Genomic DNA, 12,222 nt, shown 5'->3' on the forward strand with positions numbered 1-12,222 from the left:
GAACGGCCCGGGGAGAGGCTCGTTCACAGTCGACTCACCTCCGAATAGCAGTGTTCCGAGGCCTCGCAGTAGGCGATGTCGGTGCAACACCGGGGTCGCTGGTAATCGATGTCGCGGTGGCGCCTGAGAAAGGTCACGTAGCCGTCGTCGACGCGATCGAGTTTCTCGTGACAGAGCCACTTTTGCCCGACCTGCGAGGCCGCCAGATCCCGATACGGACACAGGAAGATCGTCCGTTCGACGCCGTCGACCTGCGGCGTCTCGACGATCTCGACGCCGACGACGCGGTAGGCGAGTCGCAGTCGTTCGACGACCGCCGACGGGGTATGGGCGCCGAGAAAGAGCACGTGCGCGAGCGCGTAGCCGAGCCAGTGAAGCGTCCGTTCGAGCATCGAGTCCACCGTTTGTCCCCCCACTCATTGATTGTTGTCCCCATCGACGCGTCGTGCGAGGCTCGTTTCGGGCCCTGCCGGAAAACCGATAGAGGTTATGTGACCGAACCGAGTCGGATCCGTATGGACCGGCAGGGCTTCGTCAAACTCGCCGCGGTGGCGATCGGACTGCTCGTCGTCAGTTTTTTCGTCCGCGGGTTCAGCCAGCTGGTCGTCGGTCGGCCGACGGCCGATTACCTGCAGGCACCGTTCGCCCTCGTCGGGTTCGCCCTCGTCGTCTACTGTTTCGTCCGGGCCACGCTCGACTGGCTGGGCGTCTGGCGAATCGAGGTGGGCGACGAGTAACGCAGGCGGAGAGAAAGGATTTTTCGCGTGCCCGAGAGAGCGGAGGTATGGACCTCATCGTCAGGGCGGTCGCCGACCTCGGACCCGACGAGCGGCGGGCGCTCTTCGAGCGCGACGCCGGGATCGACGCCGTCAGGGGCGACGTCGAATCGATCGTCGAACGCGTGCGGGACGAAGGCGACGTCGCCGTCCGCAGTTTCACCGAGGAGTTCGACGACGTCTCGGTGGGCAATCTCGAGTGTACCGACCGGTGCGAGCGCGCGTGGGCGGAACTCGACGAGCCGGTGCGCGAGGCGATCGAGACCGCCATCGAGAACGTCAGGGAGTTCCACGAGGCCCAGCTGCCGGAGGACTGGCGGCGCGAATTCGACGCCGGTCGCGAACTCGGCCGGCGGTTTCGGCCGATCGAACGCGTCGGCGTCTACGTCCCTGGCGGCGCGGCGGCCTACCCGTCGAGCGCGATCATGGGAATCGTTCCGGCCGTCGTCGCCGGCGTCGACCACGTCGCCGTCGTCACGCCGCCCGCCGACGACCCGAACCCGGTGACGCTCGGCGCAATCTACGCCGCTGGCGCGGACGCCGTCTACAGCGTCGGCGGCGCCCAGGCGATCGCCGCGCTCGCCTACGGGACCGAGACGGTCGACCGCGTGCAGAAGATCGTCGGCCCCGGAAACCGCTGGGTGACCGCGGCGAAAGCCGAGGTTCGCGGCGACGTCGAGATCGACGTCCTGGCCGGTCCCAGCGAAGTACTCGTGCTCGCCGACGAGACTGCCGATCCGGCCGTCGTCGCGAGCGAACTGCTCGCCCAGGCCGAGCACGACCCGAACGCGCCCGTCGTCGCCCTGACCGACGACGAGACGCTCGCCACCGAGATCGTCGCGGCCGTCGAGGCCCAGCTCCCCGACCGCGATCGATCCGACGTCATCGAGGACGCCCTCTCGAACGATGCCAGCGGCGTCTTGCTCGCCCGCTCGATGAGCGAGGCCATCCTCTTCGCGGAGTCGTTCGCGCCCGAGCACCTGGCGATCCTCGCCGCGGACGACGAGTCGCTCCTCGATCGGATCGACAGCGCCGGGAGCGTCTTCCTCGGCCCCCACACGCCGGTGGCCGCGGGCGATTACGCCAGCGGAACGAATCACGTCCTGCCGACCAACGGCGGCGCTCGCGTGACCGGCGGGCTCTCGGTCGAGACGTTCCTCCGTGCGAGTACGGTCCAGCGCCTCTCTCGCTCGGCTCTCGAGGATCTCTCCGAAACCATCGCGACGCTGGCCGACGCCGAGGGGCTCGAAGCGCACGCGGCGAGCGTCCGTCGGCGACTGGAGGAGTGATCGGTCGCTCCGACGCGGCGTCTGAGCCGGTCCCGCGGCGACCCCAGCGCCGTCTGCTGCCTCCGCACCCGACGTCGAATCGGCCGACCGACACTGTCCGGAGCGTCAACGTTAACACCGTCGGCCCGGTACCATCCCCTATGAGTACCGAGCCGGCCACCGGAAGTGACTCTCAGCCACGAATCGAGGTCACCGAGGCCGCCGCCGAGCAGGCCCTCTCGCTGCTCGACCAGGAAGGGCTGGACGACGACGTCGCCGGCCTGCGCCTATTCGTCCAGCAGGGCGGCTGTGCGGGGCTCTCCTACGGCATGCGCTTCGACGACGAACCGGAAGAGGACGACGCGATCTACACCCACCACGACCTGCGCGTCTTCGTCGATCCGGCCAGCCTGAAGTACATCGAGGGGAGCGTCCTCGACTACGAGAGCGGCCTCCAGGCGGAGGGATTCCACGTCGAGAACCCGAACGTCGTCAGCGAGTGCGGCTGCGGCGAATCGTTCCGCACCTGAGTCGATCTAGTTACTCCGTCGACCGTCCCGTCCGCAACATCGCCGTTCTCGACCGGACCGGTCGGCGTCGGCCGTCGCAGGGTGCCGAGGACGACGACGCGGATGTGGGCCGGACGCTGCTTGTGGCTCAGTCTTCGAGTTCGAACGCGACGGTCACCTCCGCCTGGTACTGTCGCTCGTCGACGGAGGCGATCTCGACGCCGAGTTCGTCGACTTCCACCCAGTAGACGTTCTGAAGGGTATCCTCGGCGCGATCGATCGCGTCGTCGGCCGCGGCGTCGAAGCTCTCCTCGCTCGTTCCGATCAGGGTGATCTTCTTGAAAACCATCTACGGGGCCACCTTCGTGACGATCCGTAATCAAAGTGTGTCCGGTCGGCGGCGGTTGGAGGGGTTCTCGGGTCAACGAGCGGGGTTTCGCCACCGGGTTGTCTCTGTAGCGTCGATCCCGTTTCGCCGGTGGCCCGTCTCACTCTCGTCTCACGTTCGCTGACGGCCGTCGGTGTCCGTGAGGGTCAGTTGCAGTCGGTGACGCGAAATGGCGGATTCTTGCGGCTGGCCGTCGTCCGACCGGTATGAGTCGCGCGGAGACCCTCGCCGAACAGTTGCGAGGTGAGGCGGCGGTCGCCATCGTCTGTCACGACGATCCGGACCCCGACTGCCTCGCGAGCGCCCTGGCGTTCGAGCGAATCGCACGGGAGGCGGACGTCTCCGAGACGACGATCGTCTACGGGGGCGAGCTCTCCCACCAGCAGAACCGGGCCTTCGTCAACATGCTCGCGATCGACCTGGTCCACGGGCGAGACGTCTCACTGACCGACGAGTACGTCGCGTTCGTCGATCACTCCCGCGTCGGCGGGAACTCGGCGATCGACCGATCGATCCGCCCGGACGCGATCGTCGACCACCACCCCGACGGGGAGATCGACGCCGGATTCGTGGACGTTCGACCGGACTTCGGTGCGACGGTGACGATCTTCGTCGAGTACTTCGAGCGCCTCGACGTCGACTTCACCCGCCGACTCGCGACGGCGATGCTGTTCGCGCTGCATCGCGAACGCCTGGACTTCGTTCGGTCTCCCACGCTCGCGGAGTACGAGGCGGCGCTGGCGGTCTACGAGACGGCCGATCTCGAATCGCTGGAACAGCTCTACGGCAGCGCCTTCACGCCGGAGACGATCGACGCGATCGGTCGAGCGATCCGCTCGCGCCGCCAGCGCGGGTCGGCCCTGCTCGCGAGCGTCGGGCAGACGAGCGAGACGGACGCGCTCCCGCAGGCGGCGGATTACCTGCTCAACGTCGAGGGTATTAACACCGTCCTCACCTACGGCATCGTCGGCGACACGATCAGGCTCAGCGCGCGCTCGATCGACCCGCGAGTCGACGCCGGTTCGCTCCTGAAGCGAGCCTTCAGGGACCTCGGGACCGCCGGCGGGCACCACGATATGGCGGGCGGACGGATCGAGCTCGGCATCTTCGGCGAGTTCGACGATCACGAGGACGCAGCGCGCGTGCTCTCGCTCCTCGATCGGCGCATCGAACGCCGGTTCTTCGACGCGGTGTGATCGGTCGAAGCGGTCCGATCGACGTGGTCCCTCGAACCGGGCCGCTCAACCGTCCGTCTCCGCCCGATTGCCGCGCTCCTCCCGTCGAGCGGCGGTTGCCGAGTAGATTCACGTGCGGGCTCGAAATCAGTCCCTTTTTACAGAGTGACGGGGAACGTCGAGTATGAGCTTCGAGGAAGACGACCGCGTGGAACTCTCGGACAAGCACAGCGAGTTCGACGGCCAGGTCGGGACCGTGACCCAGACGATGGAGTCCATGTTCGGCGACACCACCTACACGATCAGCTTCGAGGACGGCCAGGAGACGGGCGTCCCGGAAGATCAGCTCGAACCGGCGCCCGACGCGGACGACGAGGAATAGCCGACGAACCCGGTCTCGGGTCCCGCCAATGGCGAAACTACCCCTACACTACGTCGACCTGCGAACGTTCTGTTACGCGACGGAACACGAGACGCGCGTCGAGGAAGCCCTGCGGCTGTTCCTCCCCGAGGAGTTCGAGATCGAGCGCGACGAAACCGAGGGTCACTACGGCGATCGCATCGTCATCCTCTCCGCGCGCGTCGAGCGAGCGGACGAGATGCGGACGGTGCTCTCGACCGTCGCGACGTTGCCCAGCATCGACGACCTGCGCGGGGAACTCGACGACCGCGTCACGGAGAACACGGAACTGTTCCTCCGATTCGACAAACAGGCGGCGTTCAACGGCGACGTCCGACTGGGCGACGGCATCACGTTCCGCGCGAAGGTCGAGGCCTATCCGGCGACGCGGGAGGCCGCCGTCGAGAACGCGCGCAGTCTCCTCGATACCGTCGAGTGCGGGGATGCGAACGAGTGAGCGATCCGGAGACGGGTTTCCGGAACCGCTCGTGAGGTCGGTCCCTTCCGAGTCGGCGGCTCTGTGGACGGTCTCTCTCGGGCCGTCAATCCGGGGACGGTCCACGTAACGCGACATTTTTCAGGGATCGATCCGTCTGCAAGGCCATGGACGTACACTTCGTCGGCGACGACCCGGTTCGGGAGTCGGTCGAGGCGGCGCTGTCCGACGTCGACATCGGACTGGTGGACGCGTCGGTCGACGACCTCGCCGAGGCGACCGTGGCCATCGTTACCGACGTCGCCGGCTCCCCGACGATCGCGCAGGCTGCGAGGCAGGCGCGTGCGGGGTCGACACCGTGGATCGCGGTCGAGGTCGGCGGCATCGGCGGGCGGACGTTCACCGACCTGGACGCGGCGATAACGGGGTTCGGACCCGAGACGGCCTGCTACGACTGTCTGCGAGCCCGGATCGGATCGACCAGGGAGTCACACACCACCACCGCGAATCCGCGGGCCGATCGGGCCACCGTTCGCCTCGCCGGTGCCATCGCGGGCCGCGAGTGTATCCGCTGGTTCGCCGGGGAGGGCGAATCGATCGTCGGGTCGATCGTCGAGCTCCCCCACGCGCGTCGCGAGCTTCACCCCGTCGAAGGGTGTCGCTGCCAGTCGACTGGCCGCGATCGGTCGCTCGACCCGACCGACGACCGCGAGCGAACGCTCGACGAGACGGTCGACCTGATGGAACGGGCGATCGACGACCGCGTCGGGCTCGTCCGGTCGATCGGGGAGGTCGACTCCTATCCGACGCCGTACTACCTGGCGACGCTCGCCGAGACGGCGGCCTACAGCGACGTCTCGGCCGCCCAGAACGCGGCCGGCGTCGACGAGGACTGGAATCGCGCGTTCGTGAAGGCGATCGGCGAGGGACTCGAACGCTACTGCGCGGGCGTCTACACGGACGACGATTTCACCGTCTCGCCGGCCGCCAAACTCGAGTCCGTCGTCGAACCCGGCGACCTGGTCAGGCCCGACGACGCCGAAACGCCCGGTCCGGACGAACCGATCAGCTGGGTCAGGGGACGCGACCTCCGGCGCGACGACCCGACCTACCTGCCCGCGGACGCGGTTCACTTCCCGCAACCCGACGGGGGCGTCCTCCCGTCGATCACGACCGGCCTCGGCCTCGGCTCCTCGACGGCGGACGCGCTCGTCTCGGGGCTCACCGAAGTGATCGAACGCGACGCGACGATGCTTGCCTGGTACTCGACGTACGACCCGCTCGAACTCGAACTCGACGACGAGGCCTTCGACCGGCTCGCCCGTCGCCTCTCGAGCGAGGGCCTCACCGTCACGCCGCTGCTCGTGACGCAGGACGTCGACGTCCCCGTGGTCAGCGTCGCCGTCTCCCGTCAGGGGTCGAACCCGGCGTGGCCGGCGTTCGCGGTCGGCTCGGCCGCCTCGCTCGACGTCGCGGCCGCCGCCCGCGACGCGCTCGCCGAGGCGGCCCAGAACTGGATGGAACTCCGGTCGATCGGCCCCGACGAGGCCGACGACGCCGGCGCCTGGATCGGTCGCTACGGCCGCTTTCCGGACGCGGCGCGGTCGTTCGTCGACGCCGAGGCGACGGTCGACGCATCGACCGTGGGTCCTGCTGCGCCGCCGACCGGCGCCGCGGCCGTCTCCGAGCTCCTCGACCGCCTCGACGACGCTGCGCTCGATGCCTTCGCTGCGAAGCTCACAACTCGCGACGTCGCGGCGATCGGCTTCGAGGCCGTCCGCGTCGTCGTCCCCGACGCCCAGCCGCTCTTTACCGACGCGCCGTTCTTCGGCGAGCGGGCGCGATCGGTCCCCGAATCGCTCGGCTACGAACCGCGACTCGATCGCGACCCGCACCCGTACCCCTAGCCCGCGAGCGATCGGCGGCGCTTGCAGGGCGTCGGAGTGGGGGCAGCGGATGCGGGAGAAGCGGCCGGTTCGTTCGATCACCAATGTTACGTTCCGAACGGGACGCGACGCTCACGGTTTTCTGGACGCCACGCTGGTCGCCGGGGTCATCGAGACGCAGTTCCGTCAGTTGTCCCGGCTTTCCGTCTCCAGTTCGAGGCCGTCCTCGGTTATCCGGACCGTGATTCGCTGGGTTCGTTCGCCGGTGAACGTCTCCGCCGTGTCGCTGACGACCGGTTCGGATCCCTCCCTCCGCTCGGCCGCCTCCATCAACTCGACCGCCACGTAGGCGTCCGAGTTCGACAGTCGTCCGGGCGTGGCCGTGCCGCCCGCGGGGACGTTGAACGACCGTTCGAACGTCTGTCGGTCCGACCCCGTCTCGTAGGCCTCGATCGTGATGTTCCGGTTGGTCTCCGTCTCGTTCTGGGCTCTGATGAGGATGGGGAGGCTGAGACGCATCTCGGCCACGAGGTAGCCGGCGAAGCCGAACACGCCCAGACCGCCCAGCGCCGAGAGGAGGGTCCGTCGATTCACGGTCGGGTCTAGCCGCCGTATCGTACTGAGTGTTACGAAGTGGTCGGCCCGCTCTGGGACGAATCGACCGGACCGTTCCGACTCGATGCGCCCGGCAAGAATCAGTCGGCCGGATCATTCGGCTCGACGGCCTCGGCCGGTTCCGGTCGACCGGATTTCGATCGGCCGGATTCAGTCGGAGAAGCGATACGGAACTGGCGCTACTCGGACTGCGGCGAGTAGTTCGGCGCCTCGTCCGTGATGACGACGTCGTGGGCGTGGCCCTCCGTCTGGCCGGCGGCCGAGACGCGGACGAACTCCGCGCGTCGCTTGAATTCCGGGATCGTCTCCGCGCCGACGTAGCCCATTCCGGATTGCATCCCGCCGGAGAGCTGGTGCAGTTCCGACTGGAGCGTGCCCTTGTACGGCGTGGCGGCTTCGACGCCTTCCGGGACGTAGTCTTCCTCCTCGTCCGGTTCTTCCTTCAGGTAGCGATCGCCGTCGCCGGATTTCATCGCGCCGACCGATCCCATGCCGCGGTACTGCTTGTACTTCTTGCCGTTCATCGTCACGACGCGGCCGGGCGCCTCCTCGGTCCCCGCGAAGTACGACCCCAGCATGACGGCGTCCGCGCCGGCGGCGATGGCCTTGATCGCGTCGCCGGAGTAGCGAATGCCGCCGTCGGCGATGACGGGGACGTCGTGGGCCGCGGCGACGTCGGCGACCTGGGAGACGGCGGTGATCTGTGGCATGCCGGCCCCCGAGACGATCCGCGTCGTACAGATCGAACCGGGGCCGATGCCGACCTTGATTCCGTCGGCGAAGTCGACCAGTTCGTCGGCCGCCTCGCGGGTGCCGACGTTACCGACCACCACGTCGGCGTCCACTGCGGTCGCGATCTCCCGAGCCCCCTCGATGACGTTCAGATTGTGCGCGTGGGCCGTGTCGATGAAGAGGACGTCCGCCCCCGCGTCGTCGGCCGCGTCCGCGCGCTCGCGCTCGAACGGGCTGACGGCGACCCCACACCGGAGCCGTCCATCCGCGTCGCGAACGGCGTGTTGATACTCGCGGCGCTGGAGGATGCCCTGCATCGTCACCAGCCCGACGAGCAGGTTCTCGTCGTCGACGACGGGAACGCGCTCGATCTTGTGCTCGTACATCAGGTCGAAGGCCTCGCGCGGGCCGATCTCCTCCGGGGCGGTGATGACCTCGTCCGTCATCGCCTCGGTGACCGGATCGTCTTCGTTGACTTCCAGGTGCGGACGGATGTCGGTACTCGAGATGATGCCGAGCACCTCGCCGCGAGTGTTGACGACCGGCGCGCCGCCGACACCCTCGCGCGCCATGAGCTCGTCGACCTCGCGGACCGACATCTCGGGATCGGCCGTGACGACGTCGTCGAGCTGGATGATGAGTTCGTCCGCGCGCTTGACGCGTTCGATCTCCTCGACCATCCGATCGATGGTCATGTTCCGGTGGAGGACGCCGAGGCCGCCGTGTCGGGCCATCGCGATCGCCATCTCGCTCTCGGTGACGGTGTCCATCGCCGCCGACAGGATCGGGACCGACACTTCGACCCCCTTCGAGACGCGCGAGGTGAGGTCCGCTTCGTCGGGTTCGACGCGGCTCTCTTTGGGTTTGAGCAACACGTCGTCGAACGTGAGGGCCTCCGGAACGCGCAATTTCTCCGAGTAAAAGTCCTCAGGTGGAGTCTCGTTCGCCATGTAAACTGTCCCGTCGTCGCCCCCAAAAGCGTTGCGAGACGGAGTGGCGGGACCGATCCGTCGCTCTGGGGCGTGGAACCCAGTCTCACGCAACGCTTACTACCGTGGCACCTCAGGTATCGTACATGACCGCTGTAGTGGCAGCCGATTCCCGTATCGCCGGTTGGACGAGTTTCGACTTCGTCTCGGCGTTTATTTTCGGGAACCTGCCGCTTACAGCGCGGGGTCTCCAGTGCGGACGGAACTGGCTCTCGTGCGATCCGTCCGTTCGCCAGTCCGGAGACACCACCTCCTCGGCCAAGGGTCACGGCCATCGCCCGCATAGATGAGCGCCTCCCAGCATCCGGTCGCGATGCGACTCCAGGCGTTCGGCGATTCGGACGCCTCGCTGCTGGCTCTCGTCATGGGCTTGCCGTTGATCGACGGCATCTTCCCCGCGCTCGTGCTCTCGGGCGCGCTCGACGATCCGTTCAGTGCGATCCAGGTCGGCTTGCTGATCTTCGGCGGGAGCGCCACGGTCGCCGTGATCCTCGCCGAGATGGACGGCGATCCGCGGGCGCAGATCCGCGTCGTCCTCACCGTGGGTGTTCCGCTGATCCTGCTCGCCGCCACGCAGGCGGCCGTCGCCCCGGCCATCGAGAGCGTGCTCGATCTGGGGATCTTCAAGCGATTCGCCGCGCTCGTCGTCGCCGCGATCGCCGCGAAGACCGCGAGCGCCACCGTCGGCGAGTACCTCCCCAGCCCCGGCGTGATCGTGGGGCTCGGCCTCGTCGCGAGTCTCGACCCGGCCGGGGCGCGCCTGGCCGTCCTGACCGATCCGTGGCTCGTCGTAAACGCGACGCTCGCCGCCGTGGTCGGCGTCTCGTTCGCACTCGCCCTCGCGGCGTTCGGCCCGCACCTGCGCTCGCACGTCGACATCGATCGCTTCCGCTTCGGCTGCGCGCTGGCGCTCGGACTCCTGCCGCTGTCCCTGCTCGGCGTCGCCTTCGGGCAGGCCCCGCTGGCCGTCCTCGTTGTCGCCGCCCTGTTCGCCTTCGATCCGGACGGGGACGAGACGACGTCCCAGCGCTCCCCGACTGCGACGGCACCGGCCGTTCACCGCGCGGACGGTGGGCAGCGAGAGGCGATCGCGGACGGAGACGACTCCGACGCCGAGACGAGCGACGACCGACCGACGGCGTACGGTCGATACTCCGGTGATGCGGACGTGGACGGCACCGAACGCGCGCCGTGGCTCTAGGTATGATCGCGTCTCCGTCGATTGGCGGGGCCAGACGATCGATGCCGCCGGTACTCGGTTCACCGAGGCCTTCGAATCGCCGACCCAGCGAGTAGATCCTACCACTAACCAGTAGCTATAATAACCAGCACCTCGAGCTCCCTGGCGGAAGCCAGCGTCTCCACTCGACGTTGGGGGCTACGAGAAATACCCCGGGTGTGTGCGCACCCGAGACGTGGCTTCCAAACCCGAAAGGGGTTTAGTCACCATGATTGCGTTCAGGACACGGAGACAAAAAGGTCTCGCCGGTCTGTGGTATCGACAGCTGTTGCTATCGATCGCTCGAATCTTGGATAGTGGTTGTACCGTCGGTGGGCGGTTGCTCACGACGGGGTGTCGTGATGGCGACGGACGATTCGGGGCCGACAGCGGTTCCGTCGTCCTGCGATCGCTGTGGTGACTCCCTTCCCGGGTCCCACTGGATTCGCCTGTCGGCGATCCATCGCGGCGCGGGTGCCGAGCGGTATCTGGACGTGGATCGTCGGATCTGCGCCGATTGCGTCGCCGCGCTCGGGATGCTGGAGTTCGAACCCGCTGTCTGGCCCTCCTGCGAAGCCCGGAAGTCTCGTCGATAGAGTCAGAATATCGCACCCCGCTCAGAAAGCCCCGACCGCTTCGGTCGAGGGTATTGCTCGCGGCCGGCGCTCGCACCCGGGCCTCCCTGCGGCCGGCCCCGTTCAGCCTGCCAGGGTGGCTGCTCGGACAGCCACAGCTCGGTGGACTGCGCGGGCGTGAATTGGGCAGAAACGACTGTTTCGTCGATACCAGCGGTCCGTGTCGGGGGTGAATACTCGCAGTTTTCACTGGGAACCGGCCACCACCCGAATCGAAACCACTTTAGGGCAAATGCCCCTACCGAAATCTGCGGGGTCGTGGCCAAGCCAGGAATGGCGACTGACTCCAGAGGTTGCCCACCCGGGACGACACTCCAGACTGATATACTGATCGGGCGGCTGATCACCGCCCGTGTGATGACCCTCTGGAGTTCCGAGGTGGACCGGAGATATCAGTCGATCGGGGGTTCAAATCCCTCCGACCCCATACTGACCTTAATTTTATCTTAATCCTTCGGATATTAGGAGCCCGGAGCAAACCGGCGAATCCACGATCACTATTCCGGTACATCGTCCACCTCGACCCGGCGTCGCTCATTCGCACCCGAACGTATCGAGTGTTACATTTCCGTATACCCTCCACGAGATTTACCCCGTTCCGTACGATCCAGCCCGATCATACATGATGAAGTATCCGCCGAGATCGACCTCGTAGCTAGTAACGGATATTCCATGTAGCGTTTCAGATTCATGCATTGATGCAACCTGATCTGCATGTGCAGACGCGGCAGTCGCTATTTTCGTTATTCATCTCACTCTCCGTAGACGCCTGGGTACGATAGTCGAGTATGATCCATCCGTTGTCGAGAAAATTGATGTACACGGCCTCTCTCCCGTTGGAGAGAAGATAACCTGTGAGATCGTCGATCGACTGGGTCGTCCCGGTCAGCCACCCTCGCTCCGCAACCGGTTCATCGTCTTCAGGTGGGGATTCTACTTGCCGCGGGCTGGCCCCGTCACGATATTATTTTCTCCAATTCCCCATATGGAAGGCGCAGATCCGCCTATCGTCTGCTGATACCGAAACGGCAGCCCCGCTTACGTCCGATGCGGCCTCGATATACGATTCCTCCTCTCGCCACCTGATGACCCGAACGAGGTCCGCATTCGGACTAGCGACTTCGAGCTCGAGCTCGTATTCGTGGGCTGATCCATGGCTGATTGTCTCTGGTCGAGCCGCTTCGATCGTGAGTG

The 12,222-nt window shown here is 66.7% G+C and carries 11 protein-coding genes, 1 tRNA gene and 1 pseudogene; 9 read left to right on the plus strand and 4 right to left on the minus strand.

The window, feature by feature from the left end; all coding sequences use genetic code 11:
- Positions 1-23 precede the first annotated feature (23 nt).
- Positions 24-395: pseudogene (locus MXA07_RS10350) on the minus strand (hypothetical protein); the annotation flags it as partial.
- A gap of 120 nt (positions 396-515) precedes the next feature.
- On the opposite strand from MXA07_RS10350, the gene MXA07_RS10355 reads away from it, so the two are divergent.
- The 3 genes from MXA07_RS10355 to MXA07_RS10365 all read left to right on the plus strand — a co-directional run bounded on the left by MXA07_RS10355 (position 516) and on the right by MXA07_RS10365 (position 2,574).
- Positions 516-737: a hypothetical protein gene (locus MXA07_RS10355; protein ID WP_247728527.1), complete on the plus strand. Its 222-nt coding sequence runs from the start codon at positions 516-518 to the stop codon at positions 735-737.
- A 47-nt stretch (positions 738-784) separates the two neighbouring features.
- A complete protein-coding gene (gene hisD, locus MXA07_RS10360) occupies positions 785-2,065 on the plus strand; it encodes a histidinol dehydrogenase (protein WP_247728528.1) in 1,281 nt (426 codons plus the stop codon).
- A 140-nt stretch (positions 2,066-2,205) separates the two neighbouring features.
- Positions 2,206-2,574: a HesB/IscA family protein gene (locus tag MXA07_RS10365; protein WP_247728529.1), complete on the plus strand. Its 369-nt coding sequence runs from the start codon at positions 2,206-2,208 to the stop codon at positions 2,572-2,574.
- 127 nt (positions 2,575-2,701) lie between these two features.
- Here MXA07_RS10365 and MXA07_RS10370 read toward each other — a convergent pair whose 3' ends face one another.
- A complete protein-coding gene (locus tag MXA07_RS10370) occupies positions 2,702-2,902 on the minus strand; it encodes a dodecin (RefSeq protein WP_247728530.1) in 201 nt (66 codons plus the stop codon).
- Positions 2,903-3,147: 245 nt separating this feature from the next.
- Between MXA07_RS10370 and MXA07_RS10375 the strand changes: the two genes are divergently transcribed.
- The 4 genes from MXA07_RS10375 (at position 3,148) to MXA07_RS10390 (ending at position 6,859) form a co-directional block, all read left to right on the plus strand.
- Entirely contained in the window at positions 3,148-4,137 is a 990-nt protein-coding gene (locus tag MXA07_RS10375; RefSeq protein ID WP_247728531.1) for a DHH family phosphoesterase, read from the plus strand.
- Positions 4,138-4,300: 163 nt separating this feature from the next.
- Positions 4,301-4,498 carry a DUF1918 domain-containing protein gene (locus tag MXA07_RS10380; RefSeq protein WP_247728532.1) on the plus strand — a complete coding sequence of 66 codons (198 nt, stop codon included), beginning with the start codon at positions 4,301-4,303 and terminating at the stop codon, positions 4,496-4,498.
- Positions 4,499-4,526: 28 nt separating this feature from the next.
- A complete protein-coding gene (locus MXA07_RS10385) occupies positions 4,527-4,973 on the plus strand; it encodes an RNA-binding protein (protein ID WP_247728533.1) in 447 nt (148 codons plus the stop codon).
- A gap of 146 nt (positions 4,974-5,119) precedes the next feature.
- Positions 5,120-6,859: a YcaO-like family protein gene (locus MXA07_RS10390; protein WP_247728534.1), complete on the plus strand. Its 1,740-nt coding sequence runs from the start codon at positions 5,120-5,122 to the stop codon at positions 6,857-6,859.
- A gap of 165 nt (positions 6,860-7,024) precedes the next feature.
- Here the strand turns inward: MXA07_RS10390 and MXA07_RS10395 are convergent, their stop codons facing one another.
- Both MXA07_RS10395 and guaB read right to left on the minus strand, forming a co-directional pair.
- Positions 7,025-7,432, minus strand: a complete 408-nt coding sequence (locus MXA07_RS10395) for a hypothetical protein (RefSeq protein ID WP_247728535.1) — start codon at positions 7,430-7,432, stop codon at positions 7,025-7,027.
- Positions 7,433-7,632: 200 nt separating this feature from the next.
- A complete protein-coding gene (guaB, locus tag MXA07_RS10400) occupies positions 7,633-9,135 on the minus strand; it encodes an IMP dehydrogenase (RefSeq protein ID WP_247728536.1) in 1,503 nt (500 codons plus the stop codon).
- A 325-nt stretch (positions 9,136-9,460) separates the two neighbouring features.
- Between guaB and MXA07_RS10405 the strand changes: the two genes are divergently transcribed.
- Together MXA07_RS10405 and MXA07_RS10415 are read left to right on the plus strand one after the other, a co-directional pair.
- Positions 9,461-10,375 carry a DUF5794 domain-containing protein gene (locus MXA07_RS10405; protein ID WP_247728537.1) on the plus strand — a complete coding sequence of 305 codons (915 nt, stop codon included), beginning with the start codon at positions 9,461-9,463 and terminating at the stop codon, positions 10,373-10,375.
- A gap of 905 nt (positions 10,376-11,280) precedes the next feature.
- Positions 11,281-11,455: transfer RNA gene (locus MXA07_RS10415), tRNA-Trp, on the plus strand.
- Positions 11,456-12,222 lie beyond the last annotated feature (767 nt).

Origin of the sequence: Halovivax limisalsi, assembly GCF_023093535.1 — an archaeon.
In the GTDB taxonomy this organism is placed as follows: domain Archaea; phylum Halobacteriota; class Halobacteria; order Halobacteriales; family Natrialbaceae; genus Halovivax; species Halovivax limisalsi.

Excerpts from the sequence above, each read along its gene's own strand:
- MXA07_RS10355 (WP_247728527.1), top strand. The coding sequence starts at position 516 with ATGGACCGGCAGGGCTTCGTCAAACTCGCCGCGGTGGCGATCGGACTG.
- hisD (WP_247728528.1), top strand. The coding sequence starts at position 785 with ATGGACCTCATCGTCAGGGCGGTCGCCGACCTCGGACCCGACGAGCGG.
- MXA07_RS10390 (WP_247728534.1), top strand. The coding sequence starts at position 5,120 with ATGGACGTACACTTCGTCGGCGACGACCCGGTTCGGGAGTCGGTCGAG.
- MXA07_RS10385 (WP_247728533.1), top strand. The coding sequence starts at position 4,527 with ATGGCGAAACTACCCCTACACTACGTCGACCTGCGAACGTTCTGTTAC.
- MXA07_RS10405 (WP_247728537.1), top strand. The coding sequence starts at position 9,461 with ATGAGCGCCTCCCAGCATCCGGTCGCGATGCGACTCCAGGCGTTCGGC.
- guaB (WP_247728536.1), bottom strand. The coding sequence starts at position 9,135 with ATGGCGAACGAGACTCCACCTGAGGACTTTTACTCGGAGAAATTGCGC.
- MXA07_RS10370 (WP_247728530.1), bottom strand. The coding sequence starts at position 2,902 with ATGGTTTTCAAGAAGATCACCCTGATCGGAACGAGCGAGGAGAGCTTC.
- MXA07_RS10365 (WP_247728529.1), top strand. The coding sequence starts at position 2,206 with ATGAGTACCGAGCCGGCCACCGGAAGTGACTCTCAGCCACGAATCGAG.
- MXA07_RS10375 (WP_247728531.1), top strand. The coding sequence starts at position 3,148 with ATGAGTCGCGCGGAGACCCTCGCCGAACAGTTGCGAGGTGAGGCGGCG.
- MXA07_RS10380 (WP_247728532.1), top strand. The coding sequence starts at position 4,301 with ATGAGCTTCGAGGAAGACGACCGCGTGGAACTCTCGGACAAGCACAGC.